Source organism: Pseudomonas sp. BB438 (genome assembly GCF_057180225.1).
In genome coordinates this window covers 6,206,496-6,223,937 of sequence record NZ_CM170001.1, presented here as the reverse complement: position 1 = coordinate 6,223,937, position 17,442 = coordinate 6,206,496, and the positions used below count along the sequence as shown (strand labels likewise).

The 17,442-nt window shown below is 63.0% G+C and carries 14 protein-coding genes; 9 read left to right on the top strand and 5 right to left on the bottom strand.

What is annotated here, in order from left to right; all coding sequences use genetic code 11:
* Positions 1-69 precede the first annotated feature (69 nt).
* From AC1ZV1_RS28600 to AC1ZV1_RS28590, 3 genes are all read right to left on the bottom strand, one after another.
* The gene (locus tag AC1ZV1_RS28600) at positions 70-711 is read right to left on the bottom strand and encodes a TetR/AcrR family transcriptional regulator (protein ID WP_484294707.1); all 642 of its coding nucleotides are present in this window, start codon (positions 709-711) and stop codon (positions 70-72) included.
* Positions 712-766: 55 nt separating this feature from the next.
* Positions 767-1,828 (bottom strand): polyamine ABC transporter substrate-binding protein, encoded by a 1,062-nt coding sequence (locus tag AC1ZV1_RS28595; protein WP_484294706.1) that lies wholly within the window; start codon positions 1,826-1,828, stop codon positions 767-769.
* Positions 1,829-2,076: 248 nt separating this feature from the next.
* Complete coding sequence (locus tag AC1ZV1_RS28590) at positions 2,077-3,456, bottom strand: glutamine synthetase family protein (protein ID WP_484294705.1); 1,380 nt, start codon at positions 3,454-3,456, stop codon at positions 2,077-2,079.
* A gap of 278 nt (positions 3,457-3,734) precedes the next feature.
* Here AC1ZV1_RS28590 and AC1ZV1_RS28585 point away from each other — a divergent pair, with 278 nt between their 5' ends.
* From AC1ZV1_RS28585 to AC1ZV1_RS28550, 8 genes are all read left to right on the top strand, one after another.
* Positions 3,735-4,484: a gamma-glutamyl-gamma-aminobutyrate hydrolase family protein gene (locus AC1ZV1_RS28585; protein WP_484294704.1), complete on the top strand. Its 750-nt coding sequence runs from the start codon at positions 3,735-3,737 to the stop codon at positions 4,482-4,484.
* Between the two features lie 40 nt (positions 4,485-4,524).
* The gene (locus AC1ZV1_RS28580; protein ID WP_484294703.1) at positions 4,525-5,883 is read left to right on the top strand and encodes a glutamine synthetase family protein; all 1,359 of its coding nucleotides are present in this window, start codon (positions 4,525-4,527) and stop codon (positions 5,881-5,883) included.
* Positions 5,884-5,944: 61 nt separating this feature from the next.
* Positions 5,945-7,312, top strand: a complete 1,368-nt coding sequence (locus AC1ZV1_RS28575) for an aspartate aminotransferase family protein (protein WP_484294702.1) — start codon at positions 5,945-5,947, stop codon at positions 7,310-7,312.
* 117 nt (positions 7,313-7,429) lie between these two features.
* Positions 7,430-8,530, top strand: a complete 1,101-nt coding sequence (locus AC1ZV1_RS28570) for a polyamine ABC transporter substrate-binding protein (RefSeq protein ID WP_484294701.1) — start codon at positions 7,430-7,432, stop codon at positions 8,528-8,530.
* A gap of 253 nt (positions 8,531-8,783) precedes the next feature.
* Positions 8,784-9,854, top strand: coding sequence for a polyamine ABC transporter substrate-binding protein (locus tag AC1ZV1_RS28565; RefSeq protein ID WP_484297662.1), 1,071 nt, complete (start codon positions 8,784-8,786; stop codon positions 9,852-9,854).
* 151 nt (positions 9,855-10,005) lie between these two features.
* Positions 10,006-11,160: an ABC transporter ATP-binding protein gene (locus AC1ZV1_RS28560; RefSeq protein ID WP_484294700.1), complete on the top strand. Its 1,155-nt coding sequence runs from the start codon at positions 10,006-10,008 to the stop codon at positions 11,158-11,160.
* A 26-nt stretch (positions 11,161-11,186) separates the two neighbouring features.
* The gene (locus AC1ZV1_RS28555) at positions 11,187-12,068 is read left to right on the top strand and encodes an ABC transporter permease subunit (RefSeq protein WP_484297661.1); all 882 of its coding nucleotides are present in this window, start codon (positions 11,187-11,189) and stop codon (positions 12,066-12,068) included.
* Complete coding sequence (locus tag AC1ZV1_RS28550) at positions 12,065-12,937, top strand: ABC transporter permease subunit (protein ID WP_024762146.1); 873 nt, start codon at positions 12,065-12,067, stop codon at positions 12,935-12,937. The genes AC1ZV1_RS28555 and AC1ZV1_RS28550 overlap by 4 nt, the downstream gene beginning before the upstream one ends.
* A gap of 422 nt (positions 12,938-13,359) precedes the next feature.
* Here the strand turns inward: AC1ZV1_RS28550 and AC1ZV1_RS28545 are convergent, their stop codons facing one another.
* Entirely contained in the window at positions 13,360-15,747 is a 2,388-nt protein-coding gene (locus AC1ZV1_RS28545) for a penicillin acylase family protein (RefSeq protein WP_484294699.1), read from the bottom strand.
* 107 nt (positions 15,748-15,854) lie between these two features.
* Between AC1ZV1_RS28545 and AC1ZV1_RS28540 the strand changes: the two genes are divergently transcribed.
* Entirely contained in the window at positions 15,855-16,904 is a 1,050-nt protein-coding gene (locus AC1ZV1_RS28540) for an AraC family transcriptional regulator (RefSeq protein ID WP_484294698.1), read from the top strand.
* Positions 16,905-16,907: 3 nt separating this feature from the next.
* Here the strand turns inward: AC1ZV1_RS28540 and AC1ZV1_RS28535 are convergent, their stop codons facing one another.
* A complete protein-coding gene (locus tag AC1ZV1_RS28535; RefSeq protein WP_484294697.1) occupies positions 16,908-17,420 on the bottom strand; it encodes a transcriptional regulator in 513 nt (170 codons plus the stop codon).
* Between the last annotated feature and the right edge of the window lie 22 nt (positions 17,421-17,442).

The following is a 17,442-nucleotide window of genomic DNA, read 5'->3' as shown; positions in this document are numbered from 1 at the left end:
ATCGATTTATGAAGGGGGATTTTGAAAAATTCCGCCCGATAATCCCGATGTTTATCGGATAAAAATCGATTATTCCAGGGGCGAAAGGCGTTTCGGCAGGCAGGGCGGCAGGTACAGCGACAGGTAGGCATCGATGACCCGCATGCCTTCCTCGGCCAGACGCTCGGTAATCCGCCCGTGGCGCTGCACGGAGAGCGCGTAGACGCGGTCGCCCAGCTCGATGGCCAGGCTGAAGACTTCGATGTCCTGCGGCAGCGGCGGCAACTCGAAGTGGCGATCGAACAGCGCGCGCATGGCCTGACCGAGCTGCACGTCATGCTGGCTGTCGGCCTGGGTGACTTCGGCGAGGCCGTGGCTGGCAAGGATCAGCTGGCGCGCCGCGGCGTCCTCGGCGTACACGGCGAGCGTGCGTTGCTCGACCTTCCGTGCGAGGTCGCGCCAGTCGCGCAAGGTGGCATGGTCGACGGGCTGTTCCAGGCAGGCGCGGAAGGCGGCGTGGACATCGCTGGTCAGGCCCTGCAGCAGGGCTGGCACGCTGGGGAAGAAGTGATAGACGGAAGAGGGCGGGATGCCCGCACGCTCGGCCACCGCGTAGATCGACAGGCCCGCCGCGCCACTCTCGGCCAGCAGGGCGCGGGCCGCCTCGAGGATCACGGCGATGCGTGCCTGGCTGCTGGCGCGGGGCTTGCGGGTGGGCGAGGGAACAGGCATGACGACCTCCGGAGCTGGGCGGCTATTGGACGCCAGCTCCGGGGTGCTCGGCAAGTCAGCTGCCGCCGTCGCGCAGTTTGTCCCAGACCTCGGTGATCACGGGGGCGGTCTTCTCCGGCGCGGTTTCCAGGGCGAACAGGCGGCGCTTGGTCTCCTGGTCCGGGTACAGGCCCGGCTGGTCGCGCAGGGTGGCATCGAGGAACGGCGCGGAGTCCTTGTTGCCGTTGGGGTAGAGGGTGGCGGCGGTGATCTGCGCGGCGACCTTGGGTTGCATGAGGTAGTCGATGAACTTGAGCGCCAGGTCCGGGTGTTCGGCGGCAGTGGGGACCACCAGGTTGTCGATGAACAGCACCGAGCCTTCCTGCGGCACCACGAAACGCACCGGCTGGCCGGCGTTGGCCGCGCCCAGCGCATCGCCGACCCAGGCCATGGCGACGCACAGCTTGCCGGCATTGAGGTCCTGGATGTAGCGCTCGCTGTCGATGTAGCGCAGGTTCGGGCGCAGCTCGGCGAGTACTTCGCCGGCGCGGCGAATCTGCGACGGCGCGCTGCGGGCGAAGTTGCGGCCCTGGTAATTCATCAGCACCGAGAAGGCTTCGTCCGGCGCGTCCAGCAGGCTCATGCCGCAGGCCTTCAGGCGCTGGCTCTGCTGCGGGTCGAACAGGATGCTCCAGCTGTCGGGCAGCTTGCCGCCGTAGGCCTTCTCCGCTTCGGGTTCGTTGATCGCCAGGCCGACGGCGCCCCACAGGTAGGGCACGGCGTGCTGGTTGTTGGGGTCGACGGCGGCCAGCTTGCTCAGCAGCTGGGTGTCGAGGTGGCTGCGGTTGGGCAGTTTGGAGAAGTCCAGTGCCTGGATGCGCTTGTCACGGATCAGGGCCGGCAGGTCGTTGTGCGAAGGCACGGCGACGTCGAATTTCTCACCGCTCTCCAGGGCTTTCTTGACCTCTTCGGCAGTGCTGTAGGTCGTGTACTCGACCCGGATGCCGGTGTCCTTCTCGAAGTCCTTGAGCACTTCGGGAGCTATGTAGTCGTTCCAGTTGTAGACGCGGATGACCTGGTCGGCCCAGGCGGACAGCGGGCACAACAGCATCAGAATCAAGGCGTACAGGCGTGGCATTGGCGATCTCCCTGAATGAACCACGTAATCAGCGGATGCGGCATTCATCAGCCGCTCGAAAGCGCAACAGCAAAGACACGACAGACGCGATGGCGCCCAGGCGGGCGGATGGAGACATCGCGGGCAGGAAGGAACGACGGATGTGACTCGCCCGGGCGCCCCTCCTCGCCGTTGCGATGTCGCAGTTCCCCGGGTGTGCCAGAGGCACAAGGAAACGCCGGCACGAGGGCCGGCGTTTCGTTTACCACTTATACGGTGTGCAAGTACCAGTTGTACTCGAGGTCGGAGATCGAATACTCGAACTCCTGCATCTCATGCTCCTTGCACGCGACGAAGATGTCGATGTACTCGGGGCTGATGTACTTGTTCATCACGTCGCTGTCGTCCAGCTCGCGCAGTGCATCGCGCAGGTTGTTCGGCAAGCTCTGCTCCAGCTGCTCGTAGGCATTGCCTTCGATCGGCGCGCCCGGCTCGACCTTGTTGGTCAGGCCGTGGTGGACGCCGGCCAGCACGGCCGCGAGCAGCAGGTACGGGTTGGCATCGGCGCCGGCGACGCGGTGTTCCAGTCGCACCGCTTCCGGTGCGCCGGTCGGCACGCGCAGGGCGACGGTGCGGTTGTCCAGGCCCCAGCTCGGTGCGTTCGGCACAAAGAAGGCCGAACCGAAACGGCGGTACGAGTTGACGTTCGGGCAAAGGAACGCCATCGACGCCGGCAGGGTCTCGAGCACACCGCCGATCGCGTGGCGCAACGCGGCGTTCTGCTCGGGATCCTCGCTGGTGAAGATGTTCTTGCCGTCCTTGTCGAGCAGCGAGACGTGGACGTGCAGACCGTTGCCTGCCTGGCCCGGGTAGGGCTTGGCCATGAAGGTCGAGTCCATCTCGTGGTCGTAGGCGACGTTCTTGATCAGGCGCTTGAGCAGGACCGCGTAGTCACAGGCCTTCAGGGCGTCGTCAACGTGGTGCATGTTGACTTCGAACTGGGCCGGGGCGCTTTCCTTGACGATGGCGTCGGCCGGAATGCCCTGGGCGCGGGCGCCGTCGATGATGTCCTGCAGGCAGTCGGCATACTCGTCGAGGTCGTCGATGGAGTAGACCTGGACCGATTGCGGGCGTTTGCCGGAGATCGGCGAGCGCGGCGGTTGCGGGCGGCCGTTCACGTTCTCCTGGTCGATCAGGTAGAACTCGAGCTCGAAGGCCGCGACGATGGTCAGGCCGATGTCGGTGAACTTCTGCACGACCTGGCGCAGCACTTCACGCGGGTCGGCGAAGAACGGCGTGCGCTCTTCCATCTCGTGCATGGTCATCAGCAGCTGCGCGGTCGGGCGCTTCTGCCAGGGCTCCATGGAGAGGGTGTTGGGGATGGGGAAACAGACGCGATCCGCGTCGCCAATGTCCAGGCCGAGGCCGGTGCTTTCTACGGTCGAGCCGGTGATGTCGAGCGCGAAGAGAGAGGCGGGGAGATTGATGCCCTTCTCATAGACCTTGGGCAGGTTGGTGCGTTCGATGCGCTTGCCGCGGACCACACCATTCATGTCTGCAATAAGGAGGTCGACGAACTGGACCTCGGGGTGTTCCTTCAGGAACTCACTCGCTTCTTCGAGCGACACGGCACTCTGGGGTACCGACATGATGTCACACCTTTATTGTTAAAAATTTCAATCATTCGAAAGCTGAGGTGTGAGTCAATCCGAATTGGCAAGGGTTGTCAATGTCGCACCAAGTTGGGGCGCATCGGTTGTGATGGGCCGTTTTTGGGGCGTTTCGAGCCGCTTTTGATACGCGGAGAGCCATTGCTGGCGGGCTGTTCAGTGGGGCGTGTTTGATTTTTTACATGGCTATTGTGTAAAAAAATGAACAAGGCTAAGCTCGGCCTCAAGCCCATAACACTTACAAACACGGGTGTCCCATGTCTCGCCTGCCGTTAATCGGCGTGTCCGCCTGCCTCAAGCAGATCGGTTCCAAACCCTACCATGTTGCTGGCGACAAATACCTCAGAGCGCTGATCTCCGGGGCCTCGGGCATTCCTTTGATCATTCCCTCCCTGGGCGATGCCATCGACCAGGAAGACATGTTGGCCGCGTTCGACGGCCTGCTGTTCACAGGCTCGGCGTCGAACGTCGAGCCCCATCATTATAGTGGCTCAGCCAGCATTGCAGGCACCCCTCATGATCCCGAGCGCGACAGCACGACGCTGCCGCTGATTCGCCGCGCCGTCGCGGCCGGGATTCCGGTGCTGGGTATCTGCCGCGGCTTCCAGGAAATGAACGTTGCCTTCGGCGGTTCGCTGCACCAGAAGGTGCATGAGGTCGAAGGTCTCATGGACCACCGCGAACCCGCCGGTGAGCCGATCGAAATCCAGTATGGTCTGCGGCACGTCGTCGATGTGCAGCCGGGCGGCGTATTCGCCGGTATCGGGCTACCCTCGCAGTTCCAGGTCAACTCTATTCACGGCCAGGGCGTTGATCGTCTGGCGCCCGGCCTTCGTGTGGAAGCTCTGGCGCCTGACGGGTTGGTTGAAGCCTTCTCCGTCGAAGGTGCGGCCTTTGCCGTCGGGGTGCAGTGGCACCCGGAATGGCAGGTCGAAACGAACCCCAACTATCTCGCTATCTTCCAGGCATTCGGCAAAGCCTGCAGCAAGAGGGCGGGGAACCGCTGAGTCCGGCGTTGGGGCCGGACTCTCAAACCCTGAGGTCTTTATGACTAGCACGTTAGACCAGCTCAGTGGCTGGTTGAAGGAACGCAAGATCACTGAAGTGGAATGCATGATCGCCGACCTGACCGGGATTGCCCGGGGCAAGATCGCGCCGACCGCGAAATTCCTCAACGAGAAGGGCATGCGCCTGCCGGAGAGCGTTCTCCTGCAGACCGTGACCGGTGATTACGTCGAGGACGACATCTATTACGACCTGCTGGACCCGGCCGACATCGATATGGTCTGCCGCCCGGACGAGAATGCCGTGTTCCTCGTTCCCTGGGCCATCGAGCCGACTGCGATGGTCATCCACGACACCTACGACAAGCTGGGCAACCCCATCGAGCTGTCGCCGCGCAACGTGCTCAAGCGCGTCCTGAAGCTCTACGCCGACAAGGGCTGGAGGCCCATCGTCGCGCCGGAGATGGAGTTCTACCTGACCAAGCGCAGCGACGACCCCGACTACCCGCTGCAGGCGCCGATCGGCCGTTCCGGCCGCCAGGAGACCGGTCGCCAGTCCTTCTCCATCGACGCGGCGAACGAATTCGACCCGCTGTTCGAGGACATGTACGACTGGTGCGAGCTGCAAGGCCTGGATCTGGACACCCTGATCCATGAAGAAGGCACCGCGCAGATGGAAATCAACTTCCGTCATGGCGATGCCCTGGACCTGGCCGACCAGATCGTGGTGTTCAAGCGCACCATGCGCGAGGCGGCCCTCAAGCACAACGTGGCCGCGACCTTCATGGCCAAGCCGATGACCGGTGAGCCGGGCAGTGCGATGCACCTGCACCAGAGCATCGTCGACATCAAGACCGGGAAGAACATTTTCTCCAACGCCGACGGCAGCATGAGCGAGCTGTTCCTGCACCATATCGGCGGTCTGCAGAAGCTGATCCCGGAGGCGCTCCCGCTGTTCGCCCCGAACGTCAACTCGTTCCGCCGCTTCCTGCCCGATACCTCGGCGCCGGTGAACGTGGAATGGGGTGAAGAGAATCGCACCGTGGGACTGCGCGTACCGGATTCCACCCCGGACAACCGCCGCGTGGAGAACCGCCTGGCCGGTGCCGACGCCAACCCGTACCTGGCCCTGGCCGCCAGCCTGCTGTGCGGTTACATCGGCATGGTTGAAGGTCTCAAACCCAGTGCCCAGGTCAAGGGGCGTGGCTATGAACGGCGTAACCTGCGCCTGCCGCTGACCATCGAGGCCGCACTGGAGTGCATGGAAAGCAGCAAGACCCTGGAGAAATACCTGGGTGACAAGTTCATTCGGGGCTACGTCGCGGTGAAGCGCGCCGAGCACGAGAACTTCAAGCGAGTAATCAGTTCCTGGGAGCGCGAATTCCTCCTGCTTTCTGTCTGATCGGCGTGGGGGCCGGCGCGTGGCCGGGCCCCGTGTTTCTTAGAGAAGAGGTTTTATCAAGATGACTAACCAGACCAGCGCCAACACCCAACACTGGCAGGCGCTCAGCCGAGATCACCACCTGGCTCCGTTCACCGACTACAAGCAGCTGAACGAGAAGGGCGCGCGCATCATCACCAAGGCCGAAGGCGTGTACCTGTGGGACAGCGAGGGCAACAAGATCCTCGACGGCATGGCTGGCCTGTGGTGCGTGAACGTCGGCTACGGTCGCAAGGAGCTTGCTGAAGCCGCGTACAAGCAGATGCAGGAACTGCCCTATTACAACCTGTTCTTCCAGACCGCCCACCCGCCGGTCCTGGAGCTGTCCAAGGCCATCGCCGACATCGCCCCGGAAGGCATGAACCACGTGTTCTTCACCGGCTCGGGCTCGGAGTCCAACGACACCGTGCTGCGCATGGTCCGCCACTACTGGAGCATCAAGGGCCAGCCGCAGAAGAAAGTGGTCATCGGCCGCTGGAACGGCTACCACGGCTCCACCGTCGCCGGCGTCAGCCTGGGCGGCATGAAAGCGCTGCACGAGCAGGGCGACCTGCCGATCCCGGGTATCGAGCACATCGCCCAGCCTTACTGGTTCGGCGAAGGCGGCGACATGGACCCGGAAGAATTCGGCGTCTGGGCTGCCGAACAGCTGGAGAAGAAGATTCTCGAAGTCGGCGAAGACAAGGTCGCCGCCTTCATTGCCGAGCCCCTGCAGGGCGCGGGCGGTGTAATCGTTCCGCCGAAGTCCTACTGGCCGAAGATCCGCGAGATCCTCGCCAAGTACGACATCCTGTTCATCGCCGACGAAGTCATCTGCGGTTTCGGTCGTACCGGCGAATGGTTCGGCAGCCAGTACTTCGGCAACGCCCCGGACCTGATGCCGATCGCCAAGGGCCTGACCTCCGGCTACATCCCCATGGGCGGTGTGATCGTTCGCGACGAGATCGTCCATACCCTGAATGAGGGTGGGGAGTTCTACCACGGCTTCACTTACTCTGGTCACCCGGTAGCCGCTGCGGTGGCGCTGGAGAACATCCGCATCCTGCGTGAAGAGAAGATTGTCGAGCGTGTGAAGAACGAAACGGCACCGTATTTGCAGCAGCGCTGGCAAGAGCTGGCCGACCATCCCCTGGTAGGCGAAGCCCGCGGGGTAGGCCTGGTGGCAGCACTGGAGCTGGTGAAGAACAAGAAGACCCGCGAGCGCTTCGAAGGCAAGGGCGTCGGGATGCTGTGCCGCGAGCACTGCTTCCGCAACGGTCTGATCATGCGCGCGGTGGGAGACACTATGATTATTTCGCCGCCGCTGGTGATCGAGAAATCGCAGATCGATGACCTGATCACCCTGGCGCGCAAGTGCCTCGATCAAACCGCCGCAGCCGTTCTGTCTTGAGTCTTTCACCGGACCTTTGACAGACTGCGCCTGTGCGTTGGCCAGGCTCACCGGGTGGTGACGGAAGGAGATGTCCACGCCACCCGGAACATCAAAAAAACAAACGGAGCTACCCGCATGTTCAAGACCTTCGGCAAATCCCTGCTCGCTGTAACGCTGGCAGGCGCTGTGGCTGGTATGGCGCAGGCAGATAACAAGGTGCTGCACGTCTACAACTGGTCGGACTACATCGCACCGGACACGGTCGACAAGTTCACCAAGGAAACCGGAATCAAGGTCGTCTACGACGTCTACGACAGCAACGAAGTGCTGGAAGCCAAGCTGCTGGCCGGCAAGTCGGGTTATGACATCGTGGTACCGTCCAACTCCTTCCTGGCCAAGCAGATCAAGGCTGGCGTCTACCAGCCGCTGGACAAGTCCAAGCTGCCGAACTGGAAGAACCTGAACCCGGACATCATGAAGACCCTGGAGATCAGCGACCCGGGCAACCAGTACGCGATCCCCTACATGTGGGGCACCATCGGTCTGGGCTACAACCCGGACAAGGTCAAGGCCGCACTGGGCGACAACGCTCCTGTCGACTCCTGGGACCTCGTGTTCAAGCCGGAAAACATCCAGAAGCTGAAGGCCTGCGGCGTGAGCTTCCTCGATTCGCCGACCGAAATGCTCCCGGCCGCCCTGCACTACCTGGGCTACAAGCCCGATAGCCAGGACCCGAAAGAGCTGAAGGAAGCCGAAGCGCTGTTCCTGAAGATTCGCCCGTACATCTCCTACTTCCACTCCTCCAAGTACATCTCCGACATCGCCAACGGCAACATCTGCGTGGCCGTCGGTTACTCGGGCGACGTGTACCAGGCCAAGTCCCGCGCTGAAGAAGCCAAGAACAAGGTCACTGTGAAGTACAACATTCCGAAGGAAGGTGCTGGCGCGTTCTTCGACACCGTCGCCATTCCGAAGGATGCCGAGAACCAGGAAGCCGCGCTGAAGTGGATCAACTTCCTGCTCGAGCCGGCCGTCATGTCCGAGATCACCAACGTCGTGCAGTTCCCGAACGGCAACGCCGCGGCGACGCCGATGGTGAACGAGGCCATTCGTAACGACCCGGGCGTGTATCCGACTCCGGAAACCATGAAGAAGCTGTACGCCTTCCCGGATCTGCCGGCGAAGACCCAGCGTCTGATGACCCGCAGCTGGACCACCATCAAGTCCGGCAAGTAATCGGGTAGTCGCTGCCGCCTGGCGCGGCAGCGGATGGTCCGGGACAGCGGTGGGGGAGTGCGCTCCCTCACCGCCACCGGCAGCAACACACAGCTTCCATCGGTGGAATGTCTGCGCAAGCCCCCGGCGCTCTCGTGCTGTTCAAGGGTTCGGCGCTATCCACGGACTGGCCGTCGTAACCCCGGCAGCAACCGACAGAAGTAGTTAAAAACAACGAGAGGACTCACGTGTGCGCATTCCCTTCCGCAGAACCCTGATCGCTGCAGTCTCCGTCTTCGGCCTGACTTCGCTGGCACAGGCGCAGCAGACCGTCCATATCTACAACTGGTCGGACTACATCGGTGAAACCACCCTCGCCGATTTCGAGAAGGAAACCGGTATCAAGCCGGTGTACGACGTCTTCGACTCCAACGAAACCCTGGAAGGCAAGCTGCTGGCCGGTCGCACCGGCTATGACGTGGTCGTGCCGTCCAACCACTTCCTCGGTCGCCAGATCAAGGCCGGTGCGTTCCAGAAGTTGGACAAGAGCCAACTGCCGAACTGGTCGAACCTCGACCCGCATCTGATGAAGCAGCTCGAGGCCAACGACCCGGGCAACCAGTACGGCGTGCCGTATCTGTGGGGCACCAACGGCATCGGCTACAACGTCGAGAAGGTCAAGGCCGTGCTGGGTGTCGACACGATCGATTCGTGGGCCGTCCTCTTCGAGCCCGAGAACATGAAGAAGCTCAGTCAGTGCGGCGTCGCCTTCCTCGATTCGGGCGATGAAATGATGCCGGCCGTGCTCAAGTACCTGGGGCTGGACCCCAACAGCACCAACCCGGACGACTACAAGAAGGTGGAGGACAAGCTGATGAAGGTGCGTCCGTACGTCACCTACTTCCACTCCTCCAAGTACATTTCCGACCTGGCCAACGGCAACATCTGCGTCGCGGCCGGTTTCTCCGGTGACGTATTCCAGGCCGCCAACCGCGCCAAGGAAGCCGGCAAGGGCGTCAACATCGCCTACGCCATTCCCAAGGAAGGCGCCAACCTCTGGTTCGACATCCTCGCCGTGCCGAAGGATGCCTCCAACCCGAAGGCGGCCCACGCGTTCATCAACTACCTGCTCAAACCCGAAGTGATCGCCAAGGTCAGCGATTACGTCGGCTACGCCAACCCGAACCCCAAGGCTGGCGAATTCATGGATGAGTCCGTGCGCAACAATCCTGAGGTGTACCCATCCCAGGAGGTTCTCGACAAACTCTTCGTGCAGCATGAGCTGCCGCCGAAGATCCTGCGCCTCATGACCCGTTCCTGGACCAAGATCAAATCGGGCAAGTAAGGCGGATTTCCCCCCATCCGTCCGCGCGGGCACGGAGCGTCGTAGGGCTTCTCGAAAGGCTCTGCGGCGCACGTAAACTGCGCCAGCCCTGAGTAATACCAAGCATGCCCGGCCGCGGGGGCCGGGCCTCTATGATTTGGGAGTTGTGGTAATGGCAATAGCCTCCGGTGCCTACAAGAAAGCCTTGAGTGGCGACCAGAAGCCTAAAGAGGTTCTGGTAAAAATCGACCGGGTCAGCAAGCAGTTCGATGAAACGCTGGCTGTGGACAGCGTGTCCCTGGACATCAAGAAAGGCGAAATCTTCGCCCTGCTCGGTGGATCGGGTTCGGGCAAGTCGACCCTGCTTCGCATGCTGGCTGGTTTCGAGCGTCCCACTGAAGGTCGCATCTTCCTCGATGGCCAGGACATTACCGACCTGCCGCCCTATGAGCGGCCGATCAACATGATGTTCCAGTCGTACGCCCTGTTCCCCCACATGAGCGTGGCGCAGAACATCGCCTTCGGTCTGAAGCAGGACGGCCTGCCCAAGGACGAGATCGACAAGATCGTCGACGAGATGCTCAAGCTCGTGCAGATGACCCAGTACGCCAAGCGCAAGCCGCACCAGCTCTCTGGCGGCCAGCGTCAGCGCGTGGCCCTGGCCCGTTCGCTGGCCAAGCGTCCGAAGCTGCTGCTGCTCGACGAACCCATGGGCGCGCTGGACAAGAAACTGCGTTCGCAGATGCAGCTGGAACTGGTGGAGATCATCGAGCGCGTGGGCGTGACCTGCGTGATGGTGACCCACGACCAGGAAGAGGCCATGACCATGGCCCAGCGCATCGCCATCATGCACCTGGGTTGCATCGAGCAGATCGGCAGTCCGATGGACATCTACGAGACGCCGGCCAGCCGCCTCATCTGCGAGTTCATCGGCAACGTCAACCTGTTCGACGGCGAGATCGTCCAGGACCTGCAGGACCACGCAGTGATCGACTGCCCGCAGCTGGAAAACCCGATCTACATCGGCCACGGCATCAGTACCCGTGCCGAGAACAAGCGCATCACCTACGCGCTGCGCCCGGAAAAGGTCATGGTCAGCGCGCAGAAGCCGGAAAACCTCGAGCACGAAGGCTTCAACGTCGCCCAGGGCACCGTCCATGACATCGCCTACCTGGGCGGTCACTCGGTGTACTACATCAAGCTGACTTCCGGTTTCATCGTCCAGGCCTTCATGGCCAACGCCGAGCGCCACGTGGCGCGCCCGACCTGGGACCAGCCGGTTTACATCAGCTGGTACGACGACAGCGGTGTGGTACTGCAATCATGAACATCAGCAAATCGCTCATGAAACGCCTGCCGAATGGCCGGCATGCCGTGATCGGTGTGCCGTTCTTCTGGCTGTTCCTGTTCTTCCTGCTGCCCTTCGCCATCGTGCTGAAGATCAGCCTGGCAGCAGCGGACGTGGCGATTCCGCCATACACCGAAGTGTTCCAGTACGCCGACCAGACGCTCCAGGTCGTGCTGAACCTGGGCAATTACCTGATGCTGACGGACGACCCGCTCTACATCGATGCCTACCTGGGCTCGCTGAAGATGGCGGCGATCAGCACCTTCCTGTGCCTGCTTATCGGATACCCGATGGCCTATGCCATCGCCCGCGCCAGCAAGGAAATGCAGACCGTCCTGCTGCTGCTGATCATGATGCCGACCTGGACGGCGATCCTGATCCGTGTGTACGCCTGGATGGGCATCCTCTCCAACAACGGCCTGCTCAACAGCTTCCTGATGTGGCTGGGCATCATCAACGAGCCGCTGACGATCCTGAACACCAACTTCGCGGTGTACATCGGTATCGTCTACTCGTACCTGCCCTTCATGGTCATGCCGCTCTACGCCAACCTGGTGAAGCACGACATGAGCCTGCTGGAAGCCGCCTCCGACCTTGGCGCGCGCAGCTTCACCAGCTTCTGGAAGATCACCGTCCCGCTGTCCAAGAACGGCATCATCGCCGGCTGCATGCTCGTGTTCATCCCAGCGGTGGGCGAGTTCGTGATCCCGGAGCTGCTCGGCGGCCCCGAGACGCTGATGATCGGCAAGGTGCTGTGGCAGGAATTCTTCAACAACCGTGACTGGCCGGTGGCGTCTGCCCTCGCCGTGGTGATGCTGGCGATCCTGATCGTGCCCATCATCCTGTTCAACAAGAACCAGGCGAAAGAGCTGGAGGGCAAGGTATGAACAAGCGTTGGTCGTTCTCCAACATCATGCTGGTGTTGGGCCTGCTCTTCATCTACGTGCCGATGATCATCCTGGTCATCTACTCGTTCAACGGCTCCAAGCTGGTGACCGTGTGGGGCGGCTGGTCGGTCAAGTGGTACGTCGGCCTGCTGGACAACCAGCAACTGGTCGGTTCGGTGTTCCGCTCGCTGGAGATCGCCTGCTACACCGCGATCTCCTCGGTGGCCCTGGGTACCCTGGCGGCCTTCGTGCTGACCCGCATCCCGCGCTTCCGTGGCCGTACGCTGTTCGGCGGCATGGTGACCGCGCCGCTGGTCATGCCCGAGGTGATCACCGGTCTGTCGCTGCTGTTGCTGTTCGTCGCCATGGCCCAGCTGATCGGCTGGCCGCAGGAACGCGGCATCGTGACCATCTGGATCGCCCACACCAGCTTCTGCTCGTCCTACGTGGCGGTGGTAGTGTCGGCGCGCCTGCGTGAGCTGGACCTGTCCATCGAGGAAGCGGCCATGGACCTGGGCGCCAAGCCCTGGAAAGTGTTCATGCTGATCACCATCCCGATGATCGCTCCGTCGCTGGCGGCGGGCGGCATGATGTCCTTCGCGTTGTCGCTGGATGACCTGGTGCTGGCCAGCTTCGTGTCCGGTCCTGGCTCCACCACCCTGCCGATGGAAGTGTTCTCCGCCGTGCGCCTTGGCGTGAAGCCGGAGATCAACGCCGTCGCCAGCCTGATCCTGCTGACCGTTTCGCTGTTCACCTTCTTCGCCTGGTACTTCACCCGTCAGGCCGAGGAACGTCGCAAGCGTGCGATCCAGGAAGCCATGGAGTCCAACGCGACCGATTGGCAGAAGGGTTCGACAGCCACCGCCTGACGCCGTCTTGTCGGCCGGTCGTATCCGGCGATTGTCGAACCACGGGCCACCTTCGGGTGGCCCGTGTTTTTTTTGTCCACACGTTATTCCGAAGTGCTTGGAAAATCGGGACTTATCGGAAAAATCCGTGGGTCGGAAGGGCTCGCTCCCGGCCGATTGCGAACTACGCTTGAAGTGTTCGGATGCGCTGTCCGGTCACCCCCCGAACCAGGACCGGGCCGCGTCGCCGGCAAACTTCCAGTGACGCCTTATGGCACTCCGTGCGGGAGACGGCGCCCAATACAACACCCCGATCGTTATCCCTTGGGGAAATAAAGCGCCAGGGAGCTTCGGCATCTCCCGCAACACTCTCTACACCGCACCAATGAAAAACCCCGCAGGAGCGGGGTTTTTCATTTCTGGACAACACTTGCCGAAAGAAGTCAGCGACGGATGGGGATCAGCCGCAGGATGCCTTTGGTATTGGCCTTCACCTCGTTCTCGTCATAGTGCTGCGGCAGGTATTGGCCCTCGATGTAGGCCTCGGCCTGGTCGTCGTAGTGCTTGTCGAAGGGCACGCCGCTCTGGCCCACCGGGTTGATGCCCAGGCTGTGGGCCGGGTCGGCGAAGTCGATCAGGCGACGAGTGGATGGGCCGTAGATCACCTGCCAGGGCGCCGGTCCGACGCGGGCGGACAGGTTGTTCGGTACCTCGTGGCCACCTGGCGCTGCGAACGGGCCGACGTTGAAGAGGCGGTCCAGCGGTTTCTGCTGGCCCAGCGGGTGGCCATGGGTGAGGGTGTGCGCCTTGCCCCACTGCCAGTGCTGCGAGTCCTGGCCGAGTGTTGCGCGCAGGTGCGCCAGGCTGTCCTTCCAGGCCGCCTTGACGATATCGGCGCGGGTTTCCTGCTGCGGCGTCTTGCGGTTGTCCCACCACGGCGAGTGCTCGTCAGCAGTCAGGCGCGGCAGGGCCACGTCGAGCACGCGGGTGGACAGCAGGTTGTCGAAGAAGGCATCACCCATTTCGTCACGCATGGCGCCGTCGGCCACCTGGTAGAGGAACTGGTTGAACACCGTGGCGGTCACCGAATCCAGCGGGTGGTCGCCCTGCCAGTTGGCCAGGCCCTCCACCAATGCCTTCTCTTCGTCCGTCGCCGCGGCTTCACGCAGGATCGGCAGCAGCGGTTTGAGGAAACGCGGGCCGTAGCCGGTGGACGTGTCCAGCTGCAGCGATTGGCTGTTCTGCAGGTCCCATTTCACCGAGTCGTCGGAGAGGCGCTTGTTCAGCTGCTGACCGCGATCGGGCAGGTTGTAGTAGCCCGGCACCGGACGACCATTGGCCGGGACCGGCTGGAAGTTGGCGGAGACGATGTAGCCACGTGCCGGGTTCTCTTCCTGCGGGTTCTCGCTGAAGGGGTAGAAGCCGGACTTGTCGGCCTGGCCGCTGGCGCCGTCGAGGAGGAAATTCGGGTTGACCCCGTCCGGCCGCACCGGCAGTTGCGCCGAGGCCCACCAGCCGATGTCGCCGCGGGCGTTGGCCCAGACCACGTTGAGGCCCGGCGACTGGATCTTCGAGGCCGCGGTGCGCGCCTTGACCAGAGTATCGGCGCGGTTCAGCTCGTAGAAGGCGTCGAGGATCGGGTTCTGGGTTTCCAGGAAGGCCCACCACATGGCCACCGGGGTCTTGCCCGCGGCGGTGCCCAGCGCATCGTTGACCAGCGGGCCGTGGGGCGAGCTGCGCAGGGTGATCTTCACCGGCGCTTCGCCTTTCACCGCAATGCTCTGTTCCTCGATTTTCAGGTCGGTCCACTGGCCGTGGTACCAGACCTGGTTGGGGTTGTCCGGGTTGACCTTCTCGGCGACCAGATCGACGTCGTCGTTCTGGAACATGGTCAGGCTCCAGCCGAACTGCAGGTTATGGCCGAGCGAGGCGAAGGGGTTGAGCGCCTGGTAGTGACCGTAGAGCTCGAAGCCCGGCGCGCTGGCCTGCATCTCGTACCACACCGCCGGAACGGCGAAGCGGATGTGCGGGTCGCCGGCCAGCAGCGGCTTGCCGCTCTTCGTGCGGCTGCCGGAGACGGCCCAGGCGTTGCTGCCCTCGAACTGCGGAAGGCCGGCTTTCTCCAGCGCGGCGTGGCTCAGGCTGGCAATGGCGCTCAGGTCCTGCCAGTCGGCGGCGGCCAGCGCCTTGGGCGTCATCACGCCTTCGGGGTGCCAGTCGAGGTCGAAGACTTTCAGGTAGTCCGCGCCCAGTTCGTCGCGCACGTAGGTCAGTACCGGCTCGGTGCGGAAGGCGGCGGCGAAGCTGTAGGCCATGTAGCCGGCGACGCTGACGGTGTCTTCGGGCGTGAAGGGACGCTTGGGGATGCCGAGGATGTCGAACTCCACCGGGCGCGGGTGGCTGTCCTGGAACTGGTTGACGCCATCGAGGTAGGCGACCAGCGCCTTCCAGGCCGGAGAGTTCCTGTCCTGCCTGGCCACGTAGTCGGCAGCGTGGTCGCGGATGCGCAGGCTGCGGAACATGCGGTCGGTGTCCACCAGCTTGGGTCCGAGCACCTCGGCCAGCTCGCCGCGGGACAGGCGTCGCAGGATTTCCATCTGGAACAGTCGGTCCTGGGCGTGGACGTAACCGATCGCCCGGTACATGTCCTCCTCGCTGCCTGCCTTGATGTGGGGAACGCCACGCTCGTCGTAGCGAACCGTGACTTCGCTGGCAAGGCCGGCCAGGGGCAGTTGTCCGTCGCGTACCGGCTGCTTGCCGTGCAGGTACCAGCCAGCACCGGCCGTTGCAGCGGCGATGACGACAGCGAGGACAGTCAAAGTGCGTTTCATGCGGCAACTCCTTGTTGTTATGCAGCGATTCTGCAGTGGATGCCGCTCGTCGCTCATTGACCAAATGTCTCGCGACTGAAATTCTCCGGTCAATCAGAGGAGTGATCATGGCCGACCCCGAGCTGAATTTCCCCGCCACACCGGCGCTGACCCAGTCCGCTACCCTGCGCCGCCAGTTGTACGAGGCACTCTCGGTGCTGGGCTTCGACCCGACCGACATCTACCGCCAGGCCCTGCAGAAGGTCCGCCTGCCGCCGCCGGCGCAGAGCGGCCGCCTGGTGCACGACGACGCCCCCTTGTTCTGGACGACCCTGGACGACATCACCGGCGATGACGACATCGGCCTGCACCTGGGCGAGGCGATGAGGCCGCGCCTGCTGGACGTGGTCGGCTACCTGCTGATGGCCAGCGCGGACCTGCGCGAGGCGCTGCACAGCTTCCTGCGCTTCCAGCACATTCTCTCCGGGGGCTTCGCAGCGCAGATGCGCGAGGAGGGCGAGCAGGTGCGGCTGATCCTCGACCTCAACTACCTGGGCAGCAGCAACCTGCGCCAGCAGATGGAATGCCTGATGCTGCTGTTCCTCAAGCTGCTGGCGCTGATCACCGACGATGAATTCCGGGTCCAGGCCATCGAGTTCCGCCATCCCCAACCACGTCGATTGAGCGAGCACCGGCGGCTGTTCGGACTGACGCCGAGCTTCGGCAAGCCCAACGACGCGTTGCTGTTCGACGCAGCCTTGCTGGCCCGGCCGTCGCGGACGAGTAATCCGGTGTTGCACCGTCTGCTCACCGCGCATGCGCGCGAGCAACTCGGGACCCTGGACGAGAACGACCTGCTCAATCGTCTGCGCTACCTGATCGCCATTCGCCTGGGGGAGGAGGCGTGCACCCTGCAAAGTTGTGCCCGTGAACTGGGCGTGCGCCCCGGGCTGCTGCAGCGCAACCTGGCGAGCCGCGCGCAGACGTTCAGGGAAGTGCGGGAAGAGGTGCGTCGACAGCGTGCGGCGCAGCTGCTGGAGCAGGGCGTGGCGATCCGCGAGGTGGCGCGGGCCTGTGGTTTTGCCGAGCTGTCGCCGTTCTATCGTGCGTTCAGGCGCTGGTATTCGGTGCCGCCGGAGCGCTATCGCCAGCGCCTGCAGGGCGGCACCGAAGGCTGACGGTTACTCGGCCAGCGGGATTTCGCGGCTGACTTCCAGTAGCGCCATCGCGTCGAGCTGATCCTCGACCTGCAGGAAGCGCAGGGCGCGCTGCGGCGAGACTTCCTTGGCGATGCGCTTGAGGTACTTCTCCTTCAGTTCCTGGCGGTCGTCCTGCAGCTCCAGTACCTGCTTCTGCAGCTTGGCCGCGTCGTCGTTGCTCACCGAGCCGGTGTTATAGCTGTTGGCGTAGTCGATGATGATCGCCAGGGTCTGCTTGCTCAGCTTGTCGGCTTCGGTGCGGTAGCTGTTGTAGATCGGCCAGAACTTCTCGGTTTCCTGCGGGGTGAGCTTCATGTTGGCTTCGACGATGCGCTTGCGCTTGTAGTCGATGTCGGCGATGCGATTGTTGATGGCCTGCTTGTGCTGCTCCATCACCTGTTTGCTGTTGGGGGCATCTTCGGCGTGGGCGGCCAGGGGCAGGGCAATCCCGGCGGAGAGAGCGGCGCAGAAGGCGAGGGCGGAAGGAAGACGCATGCGGAAAGCTCCTTGGTGGCGA